At 48.0% G+C, this 23,503-nt stretch carries 32 protein-coding genes and 1 pseudogene; 11 read left to right on the top strand and 22 right to left on the bottom strand.

Features of this window, described 5'->3' with window-relative positions; all coding sequences use genetic code 11:
* Positions 1-63: 63 nt before the first annotated feature.
* The 5 genes from A0126_RS17825 to A0126_RS17805 are packed head-to-tail and all read right to left on the bottom strand — an operon-like array spanning position 64 to position 2,429.
* On the bottom strand, positions 64-708 hold the full coding sequence (locus tag A0126_RS17825; protein WP_088837108.1) for an HAD family hydrolase: 645 nt from the start codon (positions 706-708) through the stop codon (positions 64-66).
* The gene (locus A0126_RS17820) at positions 686-1,180 is read right to left on the bottom strand and encodes a VOC family protein (protein ID WP_088837107.1); all 495 of its coding nucleotides are present in this window, start codon (positions 1,178-1,180) and stop codon (positions 686-688) included. Before A0126_RS17820 ends, A0126_RS17825 begins: the two co-directional genes overlap by 23 nt.
* Positions 1,173-1,988, bottom strand: a complete 816-nt coding sequence (locus tag A0126_RS17815; RefSeq protein ID WP_088837106.1) for an MBL fold metallo-hydrolase — start codon at positions 1,986-1,988, stop codon at positions 1,173-1,175. Before A0126_RS17815 ends, A0126_RS17820 begins: the two co-directional genes overlap by 8 nt.
* A gap of 25 nt (positions 1,989-2,013) precedes the next feature.
* Positions 2,014-2,208, bottom strand: a complete 195-nt coding sequence (locus A0126_RS17810) for an LPXTG cell wall anchor domain-containing protein (protein ID WP_088837105.1) — start codon at positions 2,206-2,208, stop codon at positions 2,014-2,016.
* A 32-nt stretch (positions 2,209-2,240) separates the two neighbouring features.
* The gene (locus A0126_RS17805) at positions 2,241-2,429 is read right to left on the bottom strand and encodes a PspC domain-containing protein (protein ID WP_088837104.1); all 189 of its coding nucleotides are present in this window, start codon (positions 2,427-2,429) and stop codon (positions 2,241-2,243) included.
* A gap of 171 nt (positions 2,430-2,600) precedes the next feature.
* Between A0126_RS17805 and A0126_RS17800 the strand changes: the two genes are divergently transcribed.
* The 4 genes from A0126_RS17800 to A0126_RS17785 all read left to right on the top strand — a co-directional run bounded on the left by A0126_RS17800 (position 2,601) and on the right by A0126_RS17785 (position 5,294).
* On the top strand, positions 2,601-3,758 hold the full coding sequence (locus A0126_RS17800) for a hypothetical protein (protein ID WP_088837103.1): 1,158 nt from the start codon (positions 2,601-2,603) through the stop codon (positions 3,756-3,758).
* A gap of 139 nt (positions 3,759-3,897) precedes the next feature.
* Positions 3,898-4,296 carry a VOC family protein gene (locus tag A0126_RS17795; RefSeq protein WP_088837102.1) on the top strand — a complete coding sequence of 133 codons (399 nt, stop codon included), beginning with the start codon at positions 3,898-3,900 and terminating at the stop codon, positions 4,294-4,296.
* Positions 4,297-4,367: 71 nt separating this feature from the next.
* A complete protein-coding gene (locus tag A0126_RS17790; RefSeq protein WP_088837101.1) occupies positions 4,368-4,895 on the top strand; it encodes a shikimate kinase in 528 nt (175 codons plus the stop codon).
* A gap of 51 nt (positions 4,896-4,946) precedes the next feature.
* The gene (locus A0126_RS17785; RefSeq protein ID WP_088837100.1) at positions 4,947-5,294 is read left to right on the top strand and encodes a DUF2200 domain-containing protein; all 348 of its coding nucleotides are present in this window, start codon (positions 4,947-4,949) and stop codon (positions 5,292-5,294) included.
* A gap of 120 nt (positions 5,295-5,414) precedes the next feature.
* Here A0126_RS17785 and A0126_RS17780 read toward each other — a convergent pair whose 3' ends face one another.
* The gene (locus A0126_RS17780) at positions 5,415-6,119 is read right to left on the bottom strand and encodes an alpha/beta hydrolase (RefSeq protein WP_088837099.1); all 705 of its coding nucleotides are present in this window, start codon (positions 6,117-6,119) and stop codon (positions 5,415-5,417) included.
* A gap of 588 nt (positions 6,120-6,707) precedes the next feature.
* On the opposite strand from A0126_RS17780, the gene A0126_RS17775 reads away from it, so the two are divergent.
* Complete coding sequence (locus A0126_RS17775; protein WP_088837098.1) at positions 6,708-6,911, top strand: hypothetical protein; 204 nt, start codon at positions 6,708-6,710, stop codon at positions 6,909-6,911.
* 61 nt (positions 6,912-6,972) lie between these two features.
* On the opposite strand, the gene A0126_RS17770 is transcribed toward A0126_RS17775, so the two are convergent.
* From A0126_RS17770 to A0126_RS17755, 4 genes are all read right to left on the bottom strand, one after another.
* Complete coding sequence (locus tag A0126_RS17770; RefSeq protein ID WP_088837097.1) at positions 6,973-7,461, bottom strand: DUF6773 family protein; 489 nt, start codon at positions 7,459-7,461, stop codon at positions 6,973-6,975.
* Positions 7,454-7,663 (bottom strand): helix-turn-helix transcriptional regulator, encoded by a 210-nt coding sequence (locus tag A0126_RS17765; RefSeq protein WP_239456920.1) that lies wholly within the window; start codon positions 7,661-7,663, stop codon positions 7,454-7,456. Before A0126_RS17765 ends, A0126_RS17770 begins: the two co-directional genes overlap by 8 nt.
* Positions 7,664-7,771: 108 nt before the next feature.
* Positions 7,772-8,533 (bottom strand): phosphotransferase, encoded by a 762-nt coding sequence (locus A0126_RS17760; RefSeq protein ID WP_088837095.1) that lies wholly within the window; start codon positions 8,531-8,533, stop codon positions 7,772-7,774.
* Positions 8,530-8,973 carry an Lrp/AsnC family transcriptional regulator gene (locus A0126_RS17755; RefSeq protein ID WP_088837094.1) on the bottom strand — a complete coding sequence of 148 codons (444 nt, stop codon included), beginning with the start codon at positions 8,971-8,973 and terminating at the stop codon, positions 8,530-8,532. The genes A0126_RS17760 and A0126_RS17755 overlap by 4 nt, the downstream gene beginning before the upstream one ends.
* A 151-nt stretch (positions 8,974-9,124) precedes the next feature.
* Between A0126_RS17755 and A0126_RS19920 the strand changes: the two genes are divergently transcribed.
* Positions 9,125-9,283, top strand: coding sequence for a DUF1272 domain-containing protein (locus A0126_RS19920; protein WP_088837093.1), 159 nt, complete (start codon positions 9,125-9,127; stop codon positions 9,281-9,283).
* A 59-nt stretch (positions 9,284-9,342) separates the two neighbouring features.
* Here A0126_RS19920 and A0126_RS17745 read toward each other — a convergent pair.
* From A0126_RS17745 to A0126_RS17735, 3 genes and pseudogenes are all read right to left on the bottom strand, one after another.
* Positions 9,343-9,681 (bottom strand): annotated as a pseudogene (locus A0126_RS17745) (SRPBCC domain-containing protein); the annotation flags it as partial.
* 510 nt (positions 9,682-10,191) lie between these two features.
* Positions 10,192-10,440: a hypothetical protein gene (locus A0126_RS17740; protein WP_088837092.1), complete on the bottom strand. Its 249-nt coding sequence runs from the start codon at positions 10,438-10,440 to the stop codon at positions 10,192-10,194.
* A gap of 639 nt (positions 10,441-11,079) precedes the next feature.
* Positions 11,080-11,268 (bottom strand): PspC domain-containing protein, encoded by a 189-nt coding sequence (locus A0126_RS17735; RefSeq protein WP_014970392.1) that lies wholly within the window; start codon positions 11,266-11,268, stop codon positions 11,080-11,082.
* Positions 11,269-11,404: 136 nt separating this feature from the next.
* Between A0126_RS17735 and A0126_RS17730 the strand changes: the two genes are divergently transcribed.
* Positions 11,405-11,620, top strand: coding sequence for a hypothetical protein (locus A0126_RS17730; protein WP_088837091.1), 216 nt, complete (start codon positions 11,405-11,407; stop codon positions 11,618-11,620).
* Between the two features lie 71 nt (positions 11,621-11,691).
* Here the strand turns inward: A0126_RS17730 and A0126_RS17725 are convergent, their stop codons facing one another.
* Positions 11,692-13,002 (bottom strand): right-handed parallel beta-helix repeat-containing protein, encoded by a 1,311-nt coding sequence (locus tag A0126_RS17725; protein WP_088837090.1) that lies wholly within the window; start codon positions 13,000-13,002, stop codon positions 11,692-11,694.
* A gap of 94 nt (positions 13,003-13,096) precedes the next feature.
* On the opposite strand from A0126_RS17725, the gene A0126_RS17720 reads away from it, so the two are divergent.
* Positions 13,097-13,711: a hypothetical protein gene (locus A0126_RS17720; protein ID WP_088837089.1), complete on the top strand. Its 615-nt coding sequence runs from the start codon at positions 13,097-13,099 to the stop codon at positions 13,709-13,711.
* A gap of 43 nt (positions 13,712-13,754) precedes the next feature.
* Here the strand turns inward: A0126_RS17720 and A0126_RS17715 are convergent, their stop codons facing one another.
* The 5 genes from A0126_RS17715 to A0126_RS17705 all read right to left on the bottom strand — a co-directional run bounded on the left by A0126_RS17715 (position 13,755) and on the right by A0126_RS17705 (position 15,991).
* A complete protein-coding gene (locus A0126_RS17715) occupies positions 13,755-14,258 on the bottom strand; it encodes a DUF1572 family protein (protein WP_088837088.1) in 504 nt (167 codons plus the stop codon).
* A 20-nt stretch (positions 14,259-14,278) separates the two neighbouring features.
* A complete protein-coding gene (locus tag A0126_RS19660) occupies positions 14,279-14,674 on the bottom strand; it encodes a hypothetical protein (protein ID WP_239456890.1) in 396 nt (131 codons plus the stop codon).
* Positions 14,671-15,279: a hypothetical protein gene (locus A0126_RS19655; protein WP_239456889.1), complete on the bottom strand. Its 609-nt coding sequence runs from the start codon at positions 15,277-15,279 to the stop codon at positions 14,671-14,673. The genes A0126_RS19660 and A0126_RS19655 overlap by 4 nt, the downstream gene beginning before the upstream one ends.
* Before the next feature lie 107 nt (positions 15,280-15,386).
* Positions 15,387-15,611, bottom strand: coding sequence for a hypothetical protein (locus A0126_RS19285; protein ID WP_157898480.1), 225 nt, complete (start codon positions 15,609-15,611; stop codon positions 15,387-15,389).
* 68 nt (positions 15,612-15,679) lie between these two features.
* Entirely contained in the window at positions 15,680-15,991 is a 312-nt protein-coding gene (locus A0126_RS17705) for a DoxX family protein (RefSeq protein WP_088837087.1), read from the bottom strand.
* A gap of 236 nt (positions 15,992-16,227) precedes the next feature.
* Between A0126_RS17705 and A0126_RS17700 the strand changes: the two genes are divergently transcribed.
* Positions 16,228-16,923 (top strand): ABC transporter ATP-binding protein, encoded by a 696-nt coding sequence (locus A0126_RS17700; protein WP_088837086.1) that lies wholly within the window; start codon positions 16,228-16,230, stop codon positions 16,921-16,923.
* An 87-nt stretch (positions 16,924-17,010) separates the two neighbouring features.
* Positions 17,011-19,647: an ABC transporter permease gene (locus A0126_RS17695; RefSeq protein ID WP_088837085.1), complete on the top strand. Its 2,637-nt coding sequence runs from the start codon at positions 17,011-17,013 to the stop codon at positions 19,645-19,647.
* A 58-nt stretch (positions 19,648-19,705) separates the two neighbouring features.
* Here the strand turns inward: A0126_RS17695 and A0126_RS17690 are convergent, their stop codons facing one another.
* The 3 genes from A0126_RS17690 to A0126_RS17680 all read right to left on the bottom strand — a co-directional run bounded on the left by A0126_RS17690 (position 19,706) and on the right by A0126_RS17680 (position 22,607).
* A complete protein-coding gene (locus A0126_RS17690) occupies positions 19,706-20,029 on the bottom strand; it encodes a hypothetical protein (protein WP_088837084.1) in 324 nt (107 codons plus the stop codon).
* Between the two features lie 147 nt (positions 20,030-20,176).
* Positions 20,177-21,568, bottom strand: a complete 1,392-nt coding sequence (locus A0126_RS17685; RefSeq protein WP_157898479.1) for a DUF1565 domain-containing protein — start codon at positions 21,566-21,568, stop codon at positions 20,177-20,179.
* Positions 21,569-21,695: 127 nt separating this feature from the next.
* Complete coding sequence (locus A0126_RS17680) at positions 21,696-22,607, bottom strand: methyl-accepting chemotaxis protein (protein ID WP_088837083.1); 912 nt, start codon at positions 22,605-22,607, stop codon at positions 21,696-21,698.
* Positions 22,608-22,963: 356 nt separating this feature from the next.
* Here A0126_RS17680 and A0126_RS17675 point away from each other — a divergent pair, with 356 nt between their 5' ends.
* A complete protein-coding gene (locus A0126_RS17675; protein WP_088837082.1) occupies positions 22,964-23,467 on the top strand; it encodes a peroxiredoxin family protein in 504 nt (167 codons plus the stop codon).
* Positions 23,468-23,503: the final 36 nt, after the last annotated feature.

The following is a 23,503-nucleotide window of genomic DNA, read 5'->3' as shown; positions in this document are numbered from 1 at the left end:
AAAAGGCGATTCCTCTGCCTATATGTTCAAACGAACTCATGATGAGAGGCACCTCTCTGTTCCTTAAACGAGCTGCGTGATCGCCATCAGGTCATCGACGATATACTCGGCCGTCGCGAGCTCTGCTTCCTGTGCAAAATCAAACCGGCAGCCGATCGCCGACCAGCCGTTTTCTTTCGCTGCCGTAAAGTCCGATTGCCGGTCGCCGACGACGACACCCGACTGTAATCCGTGTTTCGTGCGAATCATCCGGACGAGTTCGGATTTGTTGAGCGAATCAACGTCTTCGATGCTATAGACGCCGGTCAGGTAACGGTCTAACGCAAACTGCTCGACGATCGCCGCTAGATATGCCGAAAGTCCATTACTCGCGACATACAGGTCGTGTCCGGCCGCGTGGAGTGTTTGCAATACCGTCACCGCTTTCGGATACAAGGCGCCTTGCCCTGCTTGAATCCTCTCGATCAAGGCCTGTTGAAACCAGTCGTCCATCAGCTTTCGGTCCGCCTCCGGATGGTTCGGCAAGAGCGTCGCCCAGACTTGCGGTAACGGGACACCCATGATCGCTTCGTATGTATCAAGCGGTGTTGCGTCATGCCATTTCCCTGCTTGCCGTAACCGGGTGAACGCCACGTCTAAAGCCGGTCCTAAAATCCGGTGCGTCTGAAATAACGTTCCGTCCATATCAAAGATGATTGCTTGTTTCATCGGTCTCCTCCTCTGCTTGAGCGTTCATATATAACCAGTCGCTCCAGTACATCGTACCCGTGATCCGGTGCGGATTGTCGACCGGGCAGATGAACTCGAGGCTGTTCCCGTCCGGATCATTGAAATGAATCTTCGCGTGCGCGTGGTGCGCCAGTGCCATGACGAATGGTTCCGTCGGTTCGAACCCGAACGCTTTTCGTGGCGTGTAACCGCGCGCCGTCAGCCAATCGACGGCATCCGTCAATGCCTCCAGTTCGACATGAAAGGCGATATGCCGGATCGACGGGTGGTAGTCGAGTTCGACTTGATCCGCGACCCAGAGGCCAAGCCAACTTTCTTCTTTGACAATCCAGAGGAACGCCAACCGGTCGTCGACGATATGATCGAGCGTCAGCCCGAGCCCTTCGTAAAAGGCAATCGATTGTTTTAAATTCCGGACCGGGAGATGGGCTTCGTACAGGCCGTTAATCATCCGTGCCGCCTAACGCGTCGATGTAGCGCGCGGCCGACCGCGCGACCGCACCTGCCGCGTCGGTCTCGACGATGCGGTGAAAGGCATCATACAACTGGTTGAACGAAAGCGGGCTAAGTTGTCTTGCCATCTGCGCTACCGTCGTTGCCGGCAGCGGAATCAGGTTCGGGTAACTGTACATGAAGCTGACCCATGCCCGGTCAGCGACGACACGGACGATATCGCCCGTCAACAGGACACCCCGTCCCGCGTCTCCCTGCGTCCACTCAAGGACCGTCGCTCCGTCAAAATGACCACCGACCCGCTGCAGGACGAGGTCTTCTGCCAGTTCCAGCCGGTCGCCGGACCAGAAAATAATCCGGTCGCTCGGTCGCGTCACCCACTGTTCGTCCGCCTGGTGGATATAAATCGGAACGTCAAACGCTTCCGCCCAGTCGACTTGTGTCGCATAGTAGTGCGGATGCGACAAGGCGATTGCGTCGAGTCCCCCCTGTTGGTTGATTTCATCAATCACGGTCTGATCGAGATAAGTAATGCAGTCCCACAACAGCCGTTTTGCCCCGGCGACCAGATACGCCGTTTGTCCGATTCCGAATTGTGGTGATGTCACGAGGCTCATCAGACCCGGCTGCTCCGGTGTCACCGTCGTCCGGTAGTTCTTGGACGCGACCATCGCCTCACGCGTCGTCCACGATTGTCCGTCCGGATTGACGTATTGCCGTTCATCACTGCAAATCCGGCAGGTCGTTGGTTGAACCGCCTCCTCATCCGTCTGCACCCCGCAGGTCGTACAAATCCAATAACTCATTTCTTTTCCCCCTTATTTTAACCAGTTACGCGTGCCGCTTCTTACGGGCCACTACGGCACTGATGCCCCCTAACAGGAGTGCTCCGCCGACGAATCCGAGAAAAACACTCCAGTTGAACTCTCCTTGTACGCTGTACATGATTGTTACTCCAATCAAGGCGCCGATTGTGATCGCGATCAGTCGCGCTGCTAAGGATGACGCGCGGTTCTGTTTGTTCATCTTGGTTGCCTCCCTTTTAGTTAAAACTCGTGTCATAACGTCCGTGGTGGACTCGCCATCGCATTCGCAAGAATCATGTAGATGATGACGTTGACGGGCAGTGGAATAAAGATAAAAATCAAGCGGACGGCGAATGACGACAACCCAAGCTGTTCCGCAAGTCCGCCGCAGACACCCTGGATTGATTTGTCCGTCGCTGATTTCCGTAATGTTCTTGCCATTTCGATACACCCCTTGCTGAATGTAAATATTCGATTTACCTGAACCTCCAGAAAAAATGGAGAATCCGTCCATCTGTTACAATAATTAGGTACTTCACCAGTCTACACGTTTTGGTATCGTTTTTCATCTGATTGACGATTTTCACTCTACTTAAAAAAGGAGAATCCCTCATGTACACCAAAACTGCTTTCGCCATCGCCGCACTTGCACTCGTCGTCACAAGCGGATGCATGAATGACACCGCATCGGTTACGCAAAACTCATCCGCCGTTAAAATGGAAGCTGTTTCAAAGTTTGCCGCGAAACCGGTTTCAAGTAAACATAAGCCGGTGGCATTATCAAAAAAGGAGGCACTGGTCTCGGTCGGTACGAAGCATTCATACAACCTGTCGCCTTTTCTTGTCGGGCAGACGGTTCAGGTTGCCACGGAGTATCTGTATGAACACGATATTTATTACACGCACTTCATCCAGACGAACGAAAACAAGGTCAGCAGTACGATCTACCGCTATACCCCGGGGTCGAACACGAACGAAGTCATCCAGACGGTCGATCAGACGATCGGCTCATTGACCGGTGTGTCCCATTACCTGTTCTGGGTCGCGTCAGCGCCGGCAGAAAACGGGATTGCCTGGACGATTCATAGCTTCAATCTTAAAAACGGAAAACAGGATCTGCTTGACCGAGGGATCAGCCGCTTCGACGCCTCCATCCCGGTGCTTGACGCTTCAACGACCCGCCTCTCCTGGCTGATCCATGACGCGACCGCGAAGAAGACGACAACGCTGATAAAGTCCTTTGATGTAGCCGCCGATACAATCATCGTCCACGAACAGTACGACCTAAACAAAAGAAAACAGGACGGCATCTTACCGTTTGATTTCCGGTCGGGCGACGCCGGACGCTTGATTCATACCCGCACGTTCAAGGACGGGACTAAAACCTCGCGCCTTGCGAGTGATGACGGCAGGTTCCAACGACCGATTGATGGGTTGATTGATTTCGAGTACGGTGCCGATTACGTCGCAACCGGTGAAGAAGGACACGCTGCTTTTTTACCGCTTGATTCAAAACAATCCGACTTCACTTATGAATTATCCGATCGGCATTCGACCGCTGATGCGTTTCGTTTCTTGTCCCGCGACCGGGTAATCTTCCGTGAAAACACGTCGCAGCTCCTCTATGCCGACTTAACGCGCGGAACCGTCGCCCCGTTGACCGAAATGGAAGACACGATGTCTAAACCGATTTACGTCAATGGGACAATTGCCTATGCCGTTTCGGACGGTCAGGATGTTACGTTTCATGTCATCGACGTCACGCCGTAACCGCTACTCCACCTTGATCTTTTCTTGAACGGGTGGAGTTTTTCGTCTGCATTGAAACGGTTTAAAATATGCTAAACTGACATATAGACTAAACAACGGAGTGCCGACTGCGGCCCGTTTTCGAAAGGACGTCCATAAGTTGAAACAAATCCATCACCTCTGTATCCAAACGGCTGATTACGCGGCCTCTAAATCCTTTTATGAAGCACTCGGGTTCGAACTCGTCCAGGAATCACCTGACTTTCACACCCGTGCGTTCAACAGTTGGCTCAAGCTCGGCGACTTTTATATCGAACTCCAGACGAACAAAGTCGACGAGACTTTGACGCCTTATACGAAACATACGTCTGGTCCCGTTCATTTCGCTTTATACGTCGACGATTTAGCGGCGGAAGTCGCACGGCTCGAACAACGCGGTGTCACCTTCCTGCCGAAAAACGGCGGGAACATCTATTTCGTCGTCGACGGGCACCTCAGTAAATTAAAAGCACCGGAAGGGACGATTGTCGAGCTTCGCGATACATTTGTCATTTCCTGACCGCTCAATCATTGACAGCCTCTCTGTTTTAATTTAAAACAAGATTTATATTTTTTTGGAGGACTTCTAACATGCGCATTCAAATCATCGGTGGATCCGGCACCGGCAAAAGCACGCTCGGCGAGTGGATCGGGCAACAAGAAGGCATACCATGGATCGATAGCGATCACTACTTGTGGACGGATCAAACATTCACTGAAAAACGGTCGGTCGACGACCGGTATGCCTTATATAGACAGGACATCGAACGCCATCAACAGTACATTGTTTCTGGTTCCGTCTTTTCATGGAATCCATACGGCTTCCCGGACCGCGAGCTGCTCGTATTTTTAACGTTGGACGAAGAAACACGGATGAACCGGTTAATCAAACGGGAACAGGCACGCTATCCCGATTTTTCAGGGTCAAACGATTTCCTCGATTGGTGCAGGACGTATTTGACGGAGACGGATCCTGCCAAGATCGGGACATTGGCAGAACATCAGCTCCAGATGATCCTTTCAAGGTCACCTGTCATCCGGATCGATGCCGCACAATCGACGGACCAGATGTATCAACAAATCAAACAGCTGTATCACGAGCTGTGTCCGACAACGTAGTGCCCGCTTTTTTTTTGATATAAAATATACGAATCATAAGGAGTGAGAAAAATGGGGCAACACCGGCTGTACACGACAGCGTTCTCAAGCGTCTATCCGCTTTACGTCAAAAAAGTGGAACGGAAAGGTCGGACGAAACAGGAAGTCGATACAATCATCCGTTGGTTGACCGGGTACTCGGAACAACAGCTCTCGACGTTATCGCAAGATGCGACGACCTTCGAAACCTTTTTTGCGGAAGCACCAGACATGCAGGAGCGCCGATTGTTAATCAAAGGTGTCGTATGCGGCGTCCGGGTCGAAAACGTCGAGGAGCCGTTGATGCGCGAAATCCGCTATCTCGACAAACTGATTGACGAGCTGGCAAAAGGAAAAGCGCTCGAAAAGATTTTACGGTGACCGTGGGGAATGCCTCATGTTGGCGACTCTCGCTTCCATCTTCGGTGCAACATCCCTTATAACCAAACGCTTCTAAAGAAAAACCGGGCCCCTAAAGAGGAGTCCGGTTTTTCTGAACTGTTAAAAACGCTCATCCAACCAGTTCAAGATGTCGGCAATCATGTCATCTGAGACAGTATGGTTGATCAATGGATATTTGAGGAACGTGACATCACTGTTAGTTGAAGCAGATTGTTCCACAAAATGCTGTTGTGTCGCAATCGGAATGACCTCATCGTCCTCTCCATGTAACAATAATGTCGGCGTCACCTGCTCTTGCGACAAGGGATCATACTTTCTCAGGCGTTGTTCTTCTGAAGTCGACAACGTCGTTCTTTTATCGCGGCTTCGTAAAAGCTGTTCCGCAAAGAGGAAGGAGCCTGAGCCGTTGATGTTAATCAATCCCGCGCTTCCCTGTTGTTTAGCCGCTACACCGCTCGCGATGAATCCTCCCATCGAGACGCCGAGCCAGATGATGTCCCCTCTTGGAACGTTCAGCTGTTTTGCGAGCGTGCCCGATTCTTCAATGCTTTGAAACACCACTTCCCAAAAGTGCTGTTCGACGATGCCCCGATCAAAATACGCACCTAGCGCATTGCGGCTGTCATGCAGAATCAGCTCCGGCACGATGACGGTAAATCCTTTATCGGAAAGCATCCGCGCGAATTCATCATATTTGGTCACACTCGATCCCCAGCCATGATACAAACAAATCGTTTTACGGTGTTTTTGATGTTCGGCCGGATATGTCCGGATCGACAGAACGGAATCATTTACTGTATGCATCGGTCTGTCCCCCTTTCAATTTAGATGTAAATAAATTACAACTATGTGAGTTGCATAATTTTCCCGTTTTTTATTATTTTTGTGAACGAGAGGAGGAGAAACATGCACTTACTCTGGTTCAATCTGATCATGTTTTGCTTTTACTTCCCCAGCCTGATTCTGCACGAATACGGCCATACGATCGTTGGTCGCTCGGTTGGGCTACGACTATAATCCATTTCCATTGGTAAAGGCGAACCCTTCTTACGAATTGGTCATTTTTCCGTCGCCCGAAAGCAATTTCGGGAGGGACTCTACCAATCTCACCCGTCAGAGATTCCGCTCCGTCGCGGACAAAGAGCAGCGATGTTACTCGGTGGAGTTGGTGCCAACTTTATCAGTGGTGTATTCGTCTTTATTCTGAGTCAGCACTTCCCAAGTCCAATCATGCATCTGTTGGAACTGCCCTTCATTCAGATGTCAGTCATTTTCGTCTAGTTAAATCTGTTTCCGATTCGGTTGACAAGTTGGTGTTCCAAGCGACGGACTGCAGTTGCAGCAACTGTTTTTCAACAAAAATCAACGGATATCCTGATAGGAGTTGAGTTCATGTTAAAACCATTGCTGTTCGCAAGCAGTCTACTGCTCGCCGGATGTGCTTCTTCCGAGGAACCAAAAACCGTTCCGTGGGGTGAAAATACACCGGCTCAAATGGAACGACTACAGTCCAACGACATTGATTTTACAGTTGAAGGCGACCAATTGCTGATCCCGCAAGATCAGGTCGATCAAGCGACAAAGTGTTTTACCTGATGCAAAAGATATAGCGGCCAATCCTAGACAATTCAGGAACCAGCCGCTATTTTGTATTGATTTAAGAATCGGACTGATCCAGTTCTTTTTGTGTCCGGCGTAATGAGATTTTTGTGAAGACCCATTCGTACAGTTGCAAAAATGCGATTACGACAACGAATGTCACCAGGACTCTCAGCCAGTCACGCAACGTCTCCGGCATCCCGCGCAGGAAAAGCATGACGATTGCAAAAAAGAGACCGCCGGTAAGGTGTGTCCAAAAATGTTGTTTCATTTTCTTCTTGAAACTGCGTTCGTCATCGACTTCCGTATCATAAATACCTTCCAGTGCCATCTTCGCTAACGCATAAAAAACATAGACGATGACATAGACGAGACTGGCTCCCCAATGTGAAGCCGGACGGTCCAAAATGAATCCCCGGACAATCAGGTCAAGCATCGCCAGGACGACGATAAACAGTCCGGCATTATGGAATGACCGTAACTCCTTCAGTTGTGTCCGTTCATCCTCTACAGTTTCAATCCCTAACCATTGTTTTAACTTATTCATCGGCTTCCTCCCAAAATAGCGTATTTAAATCGGTGTGCAACGCATGGGCAATCTCAAGACATAGTTTCAGACTCGGATTAAATTTTCGGGCTTCAATCAGGGCGATGGTTTGACGTGTCACTTTTACACGGTCGGCCAATTGTTGCTGCGTCCACCCTTGTTCCATTCGTTTTGATTTCATCGGACTCATGCTTGGACTCATGTTACTCACCTACTTCAAAGATTTTCCTTTTTTAGTATGTCATATATACATTCCATATGCAATGTATAAATTACATTTCTTTATCCTGACCTGATTCTATGATTTTTTTCAATAAAATTCATACAATCCGTCATCAAAATAGCGGAATGTTTCTTCTGAGATTAGTGAAAATCCATATCCGGAATAGAACGCATCGAGCATCTTGATATCCGTCCGAAAAGATCGCGTCGCCAAGGCTTCATCGTAGCGGGGATCGCCGACCGTCATTCCGGCTACATCAATAAACGCAACGATTGCGTTGTCTCGGACCACCAGATTGTCCGTCGTACAATCCCCGTGTATCCGCGTCGCTGGAACAGGTTCCGGCTGCTTGGTGGATAATGCGTTAAGCAACTCGCGTGATCCATTTGTCCAGCCCTGTTCAATGTAGCGATTGGCTTGAAGCAGCTGTTTGTCCAGCCAGTCTTTTGAAGATTGGGTAGAGCTAATCCCGCCCGTATGAAGCTGTCTGAGAAACTTTCCAAATGCACGGATCAGCTCAAGACGCTGCAGTTCGGAAGCATCCGCCAGTGCCGCTGTCAACGTCTCACCGGCTATGTAGGACATCAGTAAATAATCCTGTTGCGCGTCTTCCATATAATCAATATAAGTCGGGATAATGATGTGTTGCGACTTGAACGTCTGCATCACTGTCGCTTCCTGCGCCAACCATTCGCGGTATAGGGGTAAGCTTGCCTGCTTGAGGATATATGTGCCGCCTAACGTTTTCACATAGTAGACGATGGCTGTTCCCCCCTGCTCGACAACGGGATGGATCGAATGGATCAAACCGACTTGTTGTTCAATTCGTTGTTTGATAGAAACGTTCATATCAAAATCCCATCCCCGACCGTAAACGCCTTAAAGGCGACCGGCGACGACAAACGGATCCAGGTCGACGGTTTTCCGTATTCCATCGAGGCATCGATGAACGCTTCGAGTGTCTCGACTGACGGCGTGTATAGTTTGACCATGAAGTTAAACGTCCCGGCAAGCCGGTGGCACTCGACGACATCCGGATGGTCTTTACAAAACGCGATGAACGCCGCACAGCGTGTCTGCTCGAACATCAAAATCGCCATGATTGTTTTTTCGATTGCGACGGGATTGATGACGGCGCGGTATCCTTTAATCACTCCCCGATCTTCCAACTTCTTGACCCGTTCGTTGACGGCGGGCGTTGACAGGCCCACCGTTTTACCGAGTTCCGTCCAGGACATTCGCCCGTCCGCCTGCAACGCCCGGATAATGGCGTAATCAATTTCGTCCAATTTTTCACCCTCCTAATATTATGAAGACATATCTTTAAATTACCATTGTTTCTTAGGCGAAGCTACTTGAAAACGAGGAAAACCATCTGTCGGACCGTGACTCCATTTTGTAAAATAAAGATAGGTAAACAAGAAAAGTGAGGTGAGACCGATGCAGGCAACGACGTGTACCCGCTGCGCAGAGGCGTTCAAAGACAACCAAGTGACGTATCATTGTTCGCACAACTGTACATATTGCGCAGATTGTACGAAGACACTCGATTCCATTTGTCAAAATTGCGGGGAAACATTGATTCAAGTACGGCAGTAAATCGATTTTTTCTCTAAAGAAAAAGCCCTCCTGCTTAGGAACGGGCTTTTTTGTCTGCTTCACTGTTGTTCCGCATATTCTTTGAAGCGGTCAAGGATCGCCTGCCAGCCCGCTTGTTGCATCTCGGGCGGATTCGCCGACTCCGCTTCAAATGTTTCGACGACGTTCGTTTCGTCTCCATTTGCTTCGAACAAGACCGTCACGTGGCGACCGTCGTCCAGTGTATAGGCTAATTTTTCGTTCACGACGACATCGTCATAAACACCGGAAAAATCAAACCCCATGCTGCCGTCCTTTGCCGCCATGTGACTGAAAAAATGACCGCCTGCCTGGACATCATTCGTCGCTTCCGTCGTATGCCAATCGTCCGATGCCGCATTCCATGCCTTGATGTGCTCCGGTTCCGTCCATTACGTCCAGACTTCGGTGACGGGTCGTCGGATGACCGTCTGGATCTGAATTTCTTGAGCTTGGTTCAAATGAATCACTCCTCTGTAAGTTCAGAATCTGTTCTTTGCTTAACGTTCTGCTTTAACCGAACAAATCCTTCTTTTTTAAAGGTGGTTTATTTTGTCAATCTTTCAGCCGTACTAGCCTTACAGCTAATAAAAGTTAACCGATTATACCATTAGATTTGAACGCGTCAAGGAGAAAGCCCGAGGTGGAAAAGTATTGAATTTTTCAGGCTGTCGTCCGTGGGTTCATCCCTGCTGAGTATCTCCTGAATCTTGTCGAGACAAAACTTACATCCCTGTTCCTCTGACGTGTAGGACTAAGAAATCCTGTCGTTCCAACAAGAACTCCAACTTTCATCCGAACAATTTTTGCCGTTTACGAAATAGTTCCGTGAACTGTTGCAGGACATCGAACAAGATTCGTCATTTCACGCAAACTGATGGTTTTCTAGGTCAGATCCAGTACAATCCAAGAAAAAGATAAAACAAAATCGCACCTGTTATTAGCCAAACATTTTGGCGATTTGTCCAAAGAAACAGAAGCAACATTCCAAATAAAGAAACGAACGCGGCAATCAAAAGTCCTCCGGCTCTACCAGTACCATCTTCTCGATCAAGGTAAAAAAGAAATAAAAATAGCGCGGTGTCAAACAAAATAAAATAGACTGTTTCTCGAAGCCGGACATCCTCAATCCATTTCATGTGACCACCTCTTGTACCGTTTAATTATTTTTGCCTTCTTGCGTAATCTCGCAGCACACCTTCAACCAATTCATACAATTTCACGTCATTCTCGAGCACAATATATATCAAATGTTTCCGCCTGATTGAGATAGGTTACACAATCCGAAAGAACTCGTTTCGTCACCGAGACGAGATATGCCGCCTGTCCGATACCTAACTTCGGCGTTGTGACCAGACTCATAAGCCCCGATTGTTCTTCAGTAAGCGTCGTCTTGTATGTTTCGGACGACCTCATCTCTCCAAGTGTTGTTCATGATTGCCCGTTCGGATTGACATATTGACGCTCGTCTGTACAAATCGGTCAGATTTCGTCTGATGTCGTGCTTGGGTCCATCTGAACGTCACATGTTGTACTTATCAAGTAAGTCGTCACAGTTCCCCCTTAGCTGTTCAAGATTTTCTCACACGCACCCAAATGATGTTGATCAGAGCGAAAATAGCGGCACCGGCACGAATCCTAGCAGGATACTGACGTCAAAGATTCATTTCGCTTCGTAAACAATAAGTAAGCCGACGATTGCGCCAATCAAAATGCCTAACACACGAAGTGCAATCTTTCCGTTTGTCATCGACATAACCTCCTTTTGTTCATTTGTTTTACAACGTTCTTGGTGCATCCGCCATAGCATTAGCGAGAATCATGTAAATGATTAAATTAATCGGAAGCGGAATGACAATGAAAATCAGGCAGACGGCCAATGATGAAATACCGAAGTGTTCCGCGAGTCCGCCGCACACCCCTTGAATCGATCGATCTGTTGCTGATCTGCGTAATGATTGTGCCAATCGTCTCCCCTTCTTTCTTCGATTCCATTTTGGATTATTAATCCATATATTACAATAATTAGTATAACGTAACAGAGTCCGATTTTGCAGAGTACAGCCCATTTGAATCGAAATCTGACAGAAAGGACGTGAGACGTTGGATATTTTTTATTTGATCCAGGAACGGACGTTACCGTTCTCGATTTTAGCTTTACTGATGATGGCCAGTGCCGTCGTCGTGTATGTCGTCTGGAAAAGACAGGTCAGCTTACCGTTGCCGTTGCGTATTTTTACGACCGTGATCTGCCTGACCTGTATCACCGGTTCGACCGGTTTGATGCTTTTCACACTATTCGTCGGTTACAATACGTGAAACAAATGTGATTCCGTTAATCAAACAGACGTCATTCTCTCCCTTTAGGGAAAATGACGTCTGTTGTTCATTCATTGAGCGACTGCCCGTTCAAAAGCGGACTGAGTGCGGTACTCGTAATCCAACCAAATCCACCGTTTCGCTGTTCCTTTTTTTAATTGATAAGTATTGTGGTCAAACTGATTGCCGGAACTCGTTTTGAAGAAGTTCGCGACAAACAGGTTATCCCGCCCTGTCGTAAATGCATTATGGTCAATCCGATTATCGCGGACATCATGTTGGACGAGCAGCTGACCGCCTTCAAGTCCCTTCGTATCATTACCGGTGACCTGATTGTCCGTAATCCGAACCCGTTTCGTTCCACCGCGCTTTTTATCGTATCCGCCGATCGAAATGCCGGTAAACCGGTTTTGTTGGACGAGATTGCCGCGGACCGTAATGTCTTCTGCATACTTCTTCGCATGTTCACTTGTTACTTCAATCCCGATATCATTTCGCTCGACGGTATTGTGTTCGATTGTCAGCTGTTTCCCGCCGTCGACGTAAATCCCCGCTGCATTGTAGTCCTTGCCGTAGACCGGATTGCCGTAACTCGAACTGTCGGAGACGTGATTCCCGGAAATGACTCCATTACGGACATAATCCTCCGAGTTGTTTGTCGCGACTCCCTCATAACCAATCAAGTCGATGCCGATATTATCGTTACGACGGACGATGTTGTCCGTGACGGAAAACCCGTCAATGTTGCCGTTTAAAACAAGCGCTTCGCTCGCACCGAGCCGGTTGTCTTCGACACGATTCCCACGGACGGTGATTTGCTTCAAGCGACCGGTTCCGTAAATCGCAATCCCATGGGCATTGCCGCCTTTCGCATTCGTCTTGATGCGGCGGACCTGATTATCGATCAGTTGAATGTTCCGTCCTGTCCCGGTGATACATATCCCAATCGGTGTCTCATCGTTTCGTGTCGTCGCAATGTCTGCGACAACCAGTCCTTGAATCGTCACGTACTGCAGGTTTTCGATTCGGATGAGCGTCGTCTCCCCGTCCTGTTTCTTCAACGCCTTCCCACTTAAGACGACTTTTTCCGTTTGGTAATTCCGGAAGACGACCGGTGCCTGTTTCGTTCCGCTGTACCGGACTGTCAACGCTTCCGTGTATGTTCCTTGACGCAGATAGACCGTCGTCCCGGCTTTCGCAAGCTGACTCGCCCGTTTCAGTGTTTTGAGCGGTCGTTTCAACGAACCGGAATTCGTATCTTTGCCGGCTGGCGCGACATACATGACTTTTTTGGAAGCGGTCGCCTCTGCCTGTTCCTGGTTCCATGTCGCTAAACAACCGAACAGTCCAAGCGACAGGAAAAGAATAAATCGTTTTTTCACGCAAATCCCCCCTTTCCGTGAACACTTTTCTGATTGTAAATAACATCCAATCCTTTTATACTTACTTTATTTACATACGAAGGACGTGAAGTGGATGTTGAAACAAATGCTCGTCTGTTCATTATCGGCACTTTTACTTACCGGTTGCAGTTCGGAAGAGACCGTGCCGAAAAAAGTCGTCAAACCGATGGAGTTGCCGTTGACACTCACACTCGATACGACTAAAACTCCATCAGATTCGGATAAAAATGAGGCTGTTTATATCATGACTGGGAAAACCGACAACCTCCTTTACCTGACCGGAATTGAGTATTTTGCATCCGGCGAACAAAAAAATTGGTTTACCGAAACCATCAAACCCGGTCACTATGATGGGGAAAAACTGACACTCGGGCAAGTGTTCGATACGACAAAAGGCTACCGTTCATACATGTTTGACTTAGATGGTCTCATGCAGGAAAAATCCGAGGAGTCAGATGTTTTAAAGAAAGTCATGATGAGTGGCGTCGAGTTTCGTGATACGTCATTTCGCCCATCTGAATACGAGGTGTTGATGTTTGAGAAATCAACCGTTCAGGAGTCGATGGGAACAGACTCAATCGACGCCATCCATTCTCCTGAAGATATCCAACTCAAAAAAGGCGAGCGCGCTTTTACGATTTCTTTATCGACAACTCCTGTCGGCAGTTCGAGTGACGATACATTATGAAAACAGACCTGCCCCTTAAGTCAAAGAGGCAGGTCTGTTGTATTCACTTCCGTTGATGCGGTAAGGGAATCGTCAACGGCTTGAAGTCCGGTCCGAGCAGGATCTTCATTAAAAAAATCAGCTGTCCGGTGTGATAGGCATAATGCGCGAGTTGCCGTTCGATTGCGTCAACGACAAGATGCGGTTCCTCGCGAATCAAAACGGTCCGTTCCAGATCGTCCGGTGTCAGGGACGCGAGCGTCGCTTCGACAAGCTGCCAGCCGTCATCCCACAGTTTCAGTAACGTCGCTTTGTCATGTCCCTGGTCGATAAACTCGGCGTCCCGGTTGCGGTCCGGCTTTTCCCCGTCCGTCGTCAAAAAATCGGTCCAGCGTGACGTCATATTGTTCGTCATATGCTGAATCAACAACGCGACGCTGTTCGTGTCCGGTGCCAGTATCTGATGGAACTGTTCTTCGTTCAGCCAAGCGAGTGCCTGCTCGGCCGGTTCGCGGACTGCGCGGAACCGTGCTTGAATTGCCGTTAAATACACCTCTTCAATAGCCATTTCCCTCACTCCTTCTGCTGTTAATCGATCACAAAGTCCACACCTTTTTCTCCATCAATCGGTATCGTCCGTAACGTTTTTAACTGGTCATCCGTGACGATCAATCGGTATTCACCAGAAGATGACATGTCCGTTTCCGTGAAGTAGGAAGTCTTCTTATACGGATTCCGGTACAGGTAACGGTAATAGTTACCCGGCTTCCAAAAATCAGGTCGGACCGGTTCAACCCGGAACGCTTGTCCGAACGTCCACTTAACGAACCGTTGATCCGTATCGTTTTCACCGGTGCCGATGATTTGATAACCCGTCTGTTTGTTGATCATCCGCATCGGTTCCGTCGCCCAGTAGTTGACATCATCCAATACTGTAAATGACTTTTGCTGCATCGTTCCGTCCGTCTTTAGCTTGATCATCATGCCGTCGGTCGTTGCAAAATACGCTGTGTCCTTAGCGCCGTATAAAGCAGTATAAGCATATGGTTCAACCGCTTTTCGAATGACGTGTGATTTTCCGACGGCTTTGCAGCGTTTGATGTGACCCAGGCATCTTTCCCGTAATGGGCAATGGATGTTATCGATGTATTCGGCACCTCGTGTTTCTTGAACGTCCCTCGTTTTAAGTCATACGTAAAAAAGTGGTCCGCTTCGATACCGTCCGGGTGATGGATATAAATATGCCGCGGGTCAGTTCCTTTTTGTGAAAATGCCATCCGATACAAATCCGGATCAGCAATCGCCTCCGTCTTTAATGCTGTTCCCGTTTTTGATAATGTCGTCATCAGTGCCGGCTCTTGCGGATCATCCTGTGTTTCTTTAGAACGGTTAATATCGCTTCCATACAGCAGGATAACCTGACCGTCGTTCGGCTTAAACGTCATCGTCGTGACATCTTTTGATATGATCGGGTAAGAACTGGCTTTTGGTTCTTCGGGATGCGCGCCGATATAGAATGCACTCGCACATCCAGCTGCTGCTAGTCCAGCCGTTCCGTAAATCAATCGTTTTTTCCATGATTGCAGCAAAATTATCCACTCATTTCGTTTGTCATTTTCCCCTTCCATTGTAACGCTTTTTTTGTAAAAAAATTCTTTTGATCACATCCTCTGTTACTTATTGACCAAATATTTCATTAAGAAAAGACACTGCCGGATGGACAGTGCCTTGATTTATCCTCAGTTATCTTGCCGTGACCCCACTGTCGACCGGAAGACAGACGCCTTGAGATATGGCTCGCTTCATCCGTCGCGAGGAACAGGACAGCATGCGCGATCTCTTCCGCATTCTCGACATGACCAGGCGGAAACACCTGTTGCATCCCGCGAAACACACTGTTGACGTTATTGAACGTCAACATAGTTTCTTGTTATTTCTCACTAAACAAATAGAGAGTGCACGGTGCTAGCCGTGTCACTCTCCTATACTTTATGAAATTTGTTCAGCCGATTGATTCGCTCCGTTATTGACTTTCTTTTGACCGACGAATACAAATGCTGCCAAGACGAGTACAAGTAGCCCGCTGAAGACTGGAATAAGTTTCTTTTTCCAGTAACCAATCAATAAGCCGATGGCTGCTACCACTTCAATTGTTCCAACAAAATACATGAACCCTGTTCCATAGCCGTACACGTTTTCAAACGAGTCGACCATTGTCGGATCTGCACTCAGTTTCATAAATCCAAATAATAAAAAGCCAACTACTAACACCCCTTGAATAATTCGTACACTCCACTTCATTTTTACAACCACCTGTTTTTTCTGTCTCTTACTCTCTTATCATAAAGTCCTGTTTGTGAACTGAGAAGTAGGCACATTAATGTGGTTAAGTATCTAAAAGGATACTACGCATAATCAGCAGGCACTGACGAGCCAAGGCTGTCTCAGTTTTTAACCCGATAATAAAAAGAAAAATAGACAAAATTTTCAAATAATTTTATAGTTGAGTTACCTTATTTTGTAAAAGGAGCGTTCGAATGGATATTTCCGTTAATCACCTCTCCCATGCGTTTCAATTAGCCGGGAGTCCATTACTCGTCTTAAACGACCTCACGTGCCAGTTCTCAGCCACCGAAGTGACGGCAATCGTCGGTGCCTCGGGTTCCGGCAAGTCGACCTTTCTCAGTATGATCGGTTCACTCGACCGTCCGACGTCCGGACAAATCGAATACGACGGCCAAGACATCAGCCGTTGGAAAAATCGCCGCCTCTCCGCCTTCCGGGCACAGGAAATCGGCTTCGTCTTTCAACAATTTCACCTTCTGCCTGCGTTGACGGTCAAAGAAAACGTGCTCGTCCCGCTCTTAAAACAAAAAACGGACTTCAATAAAGAAGAGCGGATTGCCCAGATCCTCGAGAAAGTCGGCTTACTTGAAAAACAACACGCGTTACCGGCCCAACTGTCCGGGGGTCAACAGCAACGGGTCGCAATCGCACGGGCGCTGATCAGTCGCCCGCGCTGGATCCTTGCCGATGAACCGACCGGAAATCTTGATTCCGTCACCGGCGAGACAATTTTTCAATTGTTGCTTGACCTGCACAGGGAAGAGCAGTGCGGCATTTTGTTCGTCACCCATGACCTGGCACTTGCTGAACGGGCGGACCGGATTCTGTTCATGCAGGACGGACAAATCATTGAAGATCGTCGTAAGAAGACCATCCAAAGCGGGTAAACGAGACATCACAGCTCTTCTTATCGGCCTTTACCAAATGCTCCACGGCTCACCTCGCTACTCATTACAACATCAAGGAGGATCCAGATGCTACGTTTCGTTTTGAACCACTGGCGCCGGCAACGCTTTAAATTCATCTTGACGCTTGTCGGTGCCCTGATTATCAGTGCCGGACTCAGTTTGATGTTCAACCTGACCGATTCAAGTCAAGGAACGGTCGAACAGACATTACAGAAAAAATGGTCGTCCGCTTACGACATCGTCGTCCGACCGAAAGGCAGCCAGATGGCGACCGAAGCGAGTGACCTGCTTGAGCCGAACTATTTGAACGGCATCAACGGCGGGATTTCCTTTCAACAGTATGAGGACATCAAACAGATGAAGGAAGTTGATATTGCCGCACCGATTGCTGTGATGGGGTACGCGAATTCGAGTGTTTCTTACAAAAAAGCGTTAAAGTTTCCGACAAAGCCAGGCATATATCGTTTGACGACGACGAATTACATTCAAAATGGTTTTACGAAAGAACAGCAATCGCAAGAAATCATCCATATTGCACAAGGCACAAAAGTCCCTGTTCCTCAAAATGCCTCCTTTACGACGAATCCAGTTGAATATTTTCAAGATGCCAACGCAAGAAATCCTGCCCTTGTCGTCGCCATCGATCCGGTCGAAGAAGCGCGACTGGTCGGACTGGATGAAAGTGTCAGTTCGAAAAATAAATCGCGTTATTTCTCTAACCTTGATCACCATAAACCTGGAAACAACCCGGGTGAACATATCATTCCCGTCCTCATTAATCCGAATTCCTTTAATCAGGGCAATTATGAATACACGATTGAACGATTGGATGCTCCTTTTGTAACGGAACAAGATCAACAAAAGCTGATTGATGAATTGATTAAAAAACAACCAAAACGTTCCATTACTAACTCTGCCCTTACTACGTATTCTGCTAAAGTCATTCAACATCTCACAATCCCGATGTCTAAAGTAGAAAAAACGTATTTACAACAATTGCTAGAAAAAACGAACGCTACTGCCTTAGGCACGGATGAGTTAGAGGGGGCACAATTGCTCTACACATCAGGTCCGCTCCAGTTCAAAACAATCAACAGTCCTTATCCAACCCGTTGGACTACGGCTTATGAGATAAATTCCGCTCCCATCCAAATTAAAAATTGGACATATGGGAAAAATTATTTCCCTGAGCATGGATTCCGGTCACTTGAATCGAGTGGTCGAAAAATAAACAAGCCAAAGCCAGGTGAAGTAGACACTGCGTTCCCATACTTATCATTTAATGTCGTCGGTTTATATGATCCGAACAAAATCAACGTCTCAAAAGATCCACTCAACGAATTACCGATGGAAACATATCGTCCGTCGTCAGCTGATCTCGTCCTTGACGCCGAAGGAAAACCGATCAATCCGGCTAAACCGATTGATACGTCAGGAAACCCGGTCGGTCTATTGACCAGTTCACCAAATATCCTGACGACGCTTGACAGCGCCTTAGCAGTTAACGGGAAACAAGCGATTTCATCCATTCGTTTAAAAGTCAAAGGAGCAGCGACCGTCAGCGAACAGTCGGAACAACTGCTGCAAGACGTGAAGAAACAAATTGAACAAGAGACCGGTCTCGTCGCGACGATCACGAAAGGCTCCTCCCCGCAACCGGTCGTGACGAAAGTCGTTGATGACGGGAAGACACTCGGCTGGATTGAACAGCCGTGGATCCACATCGGTGCCGCGATGACGATTTTCCGTGAGACGAGCGTCGGCTTCTCCGGTGTCATCTTCGCGATGCTTGCCGTCGCCATCGTGTATGTCCTCGCGACGAGCTACGTCTCGATGCTTGCCCGCCGGAAAGAGTTCGCTGTCTTGCTCGCACTCGGCTGGCGGACGAAAGATCTTTACCGGATCGTCATGATTGAAGCCGTACTGCTCGCAGGCTTCGTCTCGCTCGTCGCCCTGCTCGTCGAAAGTATTTTCTCGTATGTCCGCAATGAAACGATGAACGTACTGAGTCTCGTCTTGATCGCCGGATTCAGCTTACTCATCTACCTGACCGGTGCTGCCTGGTCCGCCTGGACGATTCGTCAGATTTCGCCGTACGAAGCGATCAAGACCGGTGAATACGCCGCATCCTCACACATCAAACTGGGTCTGCGTTCGACCTTTACACTGGCGTTAAAGGAAATCTTCGGTAAATGGAAACGTAATGCGTTGTCGATTCTGTCGATTGCGTTACCGACAGCGCTGTTGACGTTCTTCCTGTTCGTGACGTTCCACTTGCAAGGTGTCCTCTATACGTCCTGGCTCGGCCAGTTCGTCGCGCTTCAAGTCGGCCCGATGCATTACATGACGATGGGCGTCGCGATCACGATCGCCATCTTGACGACCGGTGAAATCATGTGGCAAAACGTCACCGACCGCCGCGCCTCCCTCGCCATCCTCAAAGCTGTCGGTTGGACGAATCGTTCGATCCGCCAATTGATTCTGCTCGAAGGGATGCTGATCGGATTCGTCGCAGGGCTGGTCGGTCTCAGCATTTCCTATCTGACGATTTACGTCCTGTATGATTTAGTCCCGTGGGACGAACCGCTCTTGATCGGTGTCTCGCTTGCTTTGCCAATCCTGTTCGGGACAATCGCTTCACTGCTGCCGGCGCAAATCGCGGCACGGGTCAATCCGTATCAAGAGTTGAAAGATGCAGGCTAACCGCATCCATACACAAAACAGGCATGATGGCTCGCGGCCATCATGCCTGTTTCGTGATTCATTGCTTTGGAATCGGCAACGTCTCTGTCAGTCCGAGTTCAATCACTTTATTTTTCTTTAAGCGGTACAACATGTATTGATCCTGCTTGTATGCCTTCAGCTTGACGGCGATTTGGTGGCGCCGCTCCTTACTTTCGTCCGTATCGGCATATGCCGGACGGACCTCGACGATTTGTGCTTTTCCATATTGTTTTTGGACATATTGCGTCACTTTTGCTTGAACCATTTTTTCATAGGCGACGTCCGGTCCCCGGTTGAGGACGACATAGCCGACGCAACCAATCAGTGTCAGTAAAAAGAATGCTAAGATGGACTTTTTCACAATGTTCCTCCTCGGCCAAGCGATTCGTCTTTCCTGTGAAACGTACTTCTTATCGCAAATAGTTGACCGTTCACTTCTTTCTATTTATACACAATCGCTTCGTTTCCTTCTTCCGCATCGATTTAAGTGATTAAATGATGGATGCGATCATTTACGGAGTTTCAAGACGGGTGAATTTTCTTTTAACCGGAAGTCATAATCCGCGGCATTGACATATAACGGAGCTGTATACAGTGACGTCGCATCAATGACTTGTTTATTAAATGCAGCAAACGACAAGGTGTCCTCTTCCCATATCCAGTCACTCGTCTTGCCGGACTCTTTTTCATAGACGTTGCGTGCGAACTGATTCGTCGAACCGCTCGACACGTAATTGGCGATCATGATGCGTGACGGACCCGCCGTCACAGTATTTTCCTCGAAGCGTGTCGTTTCCACATAGTGCTGGACCAACAGTTGTCCGCCGTCTTCGCCCTTCGTATCGTTCCGGTAAAGGACATTTTGTTGAATCACCGTCTGTCGTGTCCCGCCCCGCTTGCTGTCGTAGCCGCCAATCGCGATGCCCGTGTAGTTGTTTTCATACACTGTATTCCCGACGACGTTAATCTGTTCAGCATATTTTCCGTGATGCTCGGATGTCACTTCGATTCCGATATCACTTCGATAGACGGTATTGTTGATGATGTCGATATTTTTCCCGCCGTCGACGTATATCCCGCCGGCAGCATACGCGTTCCCGTAAGCCGGGTTCCCGTAGGACGAGATGTCGTGGACGATATTGCCGGTGACGATTCCGTCCCGAACGTAATCTGTTCCGCTCGTCGCGACGCCCTCGTGCCCGATCAAATCGATTCCGATGTTATCATTTCGGCTGACCCGGTTCTCTTTGACAGTGAAACGTCGGATGTCCCCGTTTAAAACAATTGATTCACTCGAACCGAGCCGGCAATCTTCGACACGATTTTTTGTAAGCGTGATGTCATGCATCGGTTCTGTCCCGTAGACGGCAATCCCGTGCCCGTTTCCGTCTTTCGATGACGTTTCGATCCGGCGGACGGTGTTTTGCTCGAGCGTCACGTCGTGGCTCGGTCCCGTCAGGTAAATGCCGATAATCGTTTCATCGGCACGCTTCGTTTTGATGTCCTCGATGATGAAGCCGCGAATCGTCACGTAGGCCTTCCCGTCCATCGTGATGAGCGCCGTTGTTCCATCTTGCGACTTGAGTTTTTTCCCGCTTAAGATGACTTCATCATTCCGGTACGGTCGAAAGACGACCGGTTTCGCCTTCGTCCCGCTGTTTTTGACGACGAGCGGTTCCGTGTAGACGCCGGCATGGACATATACGGTCGTCCCTGGTTTCGCTAACGCAGCTGCCTGTTTTAGCGTCCGGACCGGGTTTTTCCGGGATCCGTCTTGTACATCGTCACCGTCCAGTGCGACATGAATTTCATTCGCCCTGAGACTCGGATTGATCCAGACGGTATAAAGAAAAGCCCCTCCTAGCAAGAGAAACAAGAGGAGGATGTAACGATTTTTCACAAGCTTCACGTCCTTTAAAAAACGATCTGACGTGCAATCGTTTCGTCTCTTCTTTTCATTATACTTGATTTTCAGAACGGTCTCCTAAAAAAAATCAGAAGCCGCTTCCTCGCTCCTGACGAATCGTTTAGATAACGGTCGTGAATTTTTTCGAAGTTTGATTCAAGGTCTCGGCCGCATGACTGACTGTATCAAACCGGCTTAACGTCTCTTCCATGACGCGGACGCTTGACGAGGCATCTTCGTTCGCCCGGGTAATCCCGGTTTCAATCCGGCTTAATTCCTTGTTCATGTCATCGGTCGTCGTCCGGACGTTGACGACGGCGAGTTCGACGAGTTTCGAAAGATTTCTGACTTCCATCGCAACGACGTTAAATCCACTCCCGTGTTCACCCGCGCGTGCTGCTTCAATCGAGGCGTTCAAAGACAACAAGTTCGTTTGGGCGGCAATCTCTTTAATCGTCCCCGCGATTTTTGTGATTTCCGACGATTGTGCCTGTAAGTTCGCTAACGTCTGCAAATTGTTTTTGGCATCCGTCGCCATTTTTTCAATCGTTCGCTTCAATTCTTCACTTTCCTGCTTTCCTTGAAGCGAACGCTCATCGAGATGTGTCGCAATTTCTTCGAAGGATGTCGCATATTCTGCAATCGTTTCCTGTCGCGCCGTAATGTCTGACGCAATCTTGACGACGCCGACGACCTGATCATTTTCGTAAATCGGCATATACGTCGCTTCGAGCCAAATCGCATTGCCCCGCGAATCAATCCGCTTGATTTTGTCGGCGGCACTGAAACCGCTCAGTAACTTATTCCAAAGTTCCTGGTAAGCAGGGCTGTTGACGAATTCCGGTGGACAAAACAGATGATGGTGCATCCCAATCATTTCGTCGCGTCGGTATTTCATCGTCTTCGCGAACAGATCATTGACGTCGACGACACGGCGTTGTACGTCAAACCGGATCATGGCGACATTTGTTTTTAAGGCTTCCAGGACATGGGTGGATGAGAGTGTTTTTTCGTTTGAAAGAAATGTAGTCAAGTGGGTGGTCTCCTTAGCTTAAATCTTCTCCCGTGTACAACCGTCAGTTTTATACATGGAGAAGTTTTTTAATAATGTACATAATGGAATGATTGACAATTAATTCTAAATATTAATAGTAAGAATTAAAGATAAATGGTAAAAAAAAGATTTGGGTCATTTTTACATAAAATTCTTTATCCTCATATACTATACGTATTAAGTAATTATATCCTGATTTATCAGGTTTTAAACTTTTTTCCGAATTAAATCATGATTTAAATTTAAAAGACGTTTTGTAAGCAGAGTTACAGCCTTTCTGCTACAGATGGTGTAAGGTAATAAGTAGATTTAACATTAAGGAGGAATAGAATACAATGAGTGCATTTCAACTAGGTACACATATTCCATCATTTACGCTCCCTTCTACAACAGGTGAAGATTATCACTATCCTTCATCGAAAAAACAAGACAACAATTGGCAGCTAATCATCTTCTTTAGAGGGGCATGGTGTCCTGTTTGTGTCGCAGATTTAAAGGAACTTGAAGAAAATAAAGGCTTTTTTGATAAACATGGCGTCGATCTCATTACGATTGCGACGGATCAATTAAAAAATTTGTCGGAAATGACTTCAAAAGAGCAACTGTCCTTCCCTGTGCTCTCCGATGAAGAGCTGAAGGTCCTTAAAGACTTTGACGTCTATTACCACGGTGAAGATTCACCTTATGAGGATCATGGATTACATGGTGAGCCGGCTTATTTCCTTGTTGATGAAACAGGATCTCTTCTTTATCAGCAACGGCAAACTAGCCCGTTTGGTCGTCCTACTGCTACTGAACTTCGTAAAATCATTACGTACATTAAGAAGAACTTAAAATGATAAAAAAATAAATGGGTGAACGCTTATTTCATTCAC

Source organism: Exiguobacterium sp. N4-1P (assembly GCF_002214325.1).
The sequence above is the reverse complement of the archived record's forward strand: the minus strand, read 5'-3'. Positions and strand labels throughout refer to the sequence as shown.

What these genes read in the sequence shown, in the direction of transcription:
- A0126_RS17740 (WP_088837092.1), bottom strand. Translation starts at nt 10,440, where the DNA reads ATGAAATGGATTGAGGATGTCCGGCTTCGAGAAACAGTCTATTTTATT.
- A0126_RS17820 (WP_088837107.1), bottom strand. Translation starts at nt 1,180, where the DNA reads ATGATTAACGGCCTGTACGAAGCCCATCTCCCGGTCCGGAATTTAAAA.
- A0126_RS17705 (WP_088837087.1), bottom strand. Translation starts at nt 15,991, where the DNA reads ATGAAGTGGAGTGTACGAATTATTCAAGGGGTGTTAGTAGTTGGCTTT.
- A0126_RS17760 (WP_088837095.1), bottom strand. Translation starts at nt 8,533, where the DNA reads ATGAACGTTTCTATCAAACAACGAATTGAACAACAAGTCGGTTTGATC.
- A0126_RS17720 (WP_088837089.1), top strand. Translation starts at nt 13,097, where the DNA reads ATGTTGAAACAAATGCTCGTCTGTTCATTATCGGCACTTTTACTTACC.
- A0126_RS17765 (WP_239456920.1), bottom strand. Translation starts at nt 7,663, where the DNA reads ATGAGTCCAAGCATGAGTCCGATGAAATCAAAACGAATGGAACAAGGG.
- A0126_RS17715 (WP_088837088.1), bottom strand. Translation starts at nt 14,258, where the DNA reads ATGGCTATTGAAGAGGTGTATTTAACGGCAATTCAAGCACGGTTCCGC.
- A0126_RS17800 (WP_088837103.1), top strand. Translation starts at nt 2,601, where the DNA reads ATGTACACCAAAACTGCTTTCGCCATCGCCGCACTTGCACTCGTCGTC.
- A0126_RS17810 (WP_088837105.1), bottom strand. Translation starts at nt 2,208, where the DNA reads ATGAACAAACAGAACCGCGCGTCATCCTTAGCAGCGCGACTGATCGCG.
- A0126_RS19920 (WP_088837093.1), top strand. Translation starts at nt 9,125, where the DNA reads ATGCAGGCAACGACGTGTACCCGCTGCGCAGAGGCGTTCAAAGACAAC.
- A0126_RS17790 (WP_088837101.1), top strand. Translation starts at nt 4,368, where the DNA reads ATGCGCATTCAAATCATCGGTGGATCCGGCACCGGCAAAAGCACGCTC.
- A0126_RS17695 (WP_088837085.1), top strand. Translation starts at nt 17,011, where the DNA reads ATGCTACGTTTCGTTTTGAACCACTGGCGCCGGCAACGCTTTAAATTC.
- A0126_RS17785 (WP_088837100.1), top strand. Translation starts at nt 4,947, where the DNA reads ATGGGGCAACACCGGCTGTACACGACAGCGTTCTCAAGCGTCTATCCG.
- A0126_RS17780 (WP_088837099.1), bottom strand. Translation starts at nt 6,119, where the DNA reads ATGCATACAGTAAATGATTCCGTTCTGTCGATCCGGACATATCCGGCC.
- A0126_RS17815 (WP_088837106.1), bottom strand. Translation starts at nt 1,988, where the DNA reads ATGAGTTATTGGATTTGTACGACCTGCGGGGTGCAGACGGATGAGGAG.
- A0126_RS17770 (WP_088837097.1), bottom strand. Translation starts at nt 7,461, where the DNA reads ATGAATAAGTTAAAACAATGGTTAGGGATTGAAACTGTAGAGGATGAA.
- A0126_RS19660 (WP_239456890.1), bottom strand. Translation starts at nt 14,674, where the DNA reads ATGATGATCAAGCTAAAGACGGACGGAACGATGCAGCAAAAGTCATTT.
- A0126_RS17700 (WP_088837086.1), top strand. Translation starts at nt 16,228, where the DNA reads ATGGATATTTCCGTTAATCACCTCTCCCATGCGTTTCAATTAGCCGGG.
- A0126_RS17825 (WP_088837108.1), bottom strand. Translation starts at nt 708, where the DNA reads ATGAAACAAGCAATCATCTTTGATATGGACGGAACGTTATTTCAGACG.
- A0126_RS17675 (WP_088837082.1), top strand. Translation starts at nt 22,964, where the DNA reads ATGAGTGCATTTCAACTAGGTACACATATTCCATCATTTACGCTCCCT.
- A0126_RS17775 (WP_088837098.1), top strand. Translation starts at nt 6,708, where the DNA reads ATGTTAAAACCATTGCTGTTCGCAAGCAGTCTACTGCTCGCCGGATGT.
- A0126_RS17805 (WP_088837104.1), bottom strand. Translation starts at nt 2,429, where the DNA reads ATGGCAAGAACATTACGGAAATCAGCGACGGACAAATCAATCCAGGGT.
- A0126_RS19285 (WP_157898480.1), bottom strand. Translation starts at nt 15,611, where the DNA reads ATGTTGACGTTCAATAACGTCAACAGTGTGTTTCGCGGGATGCAACAG.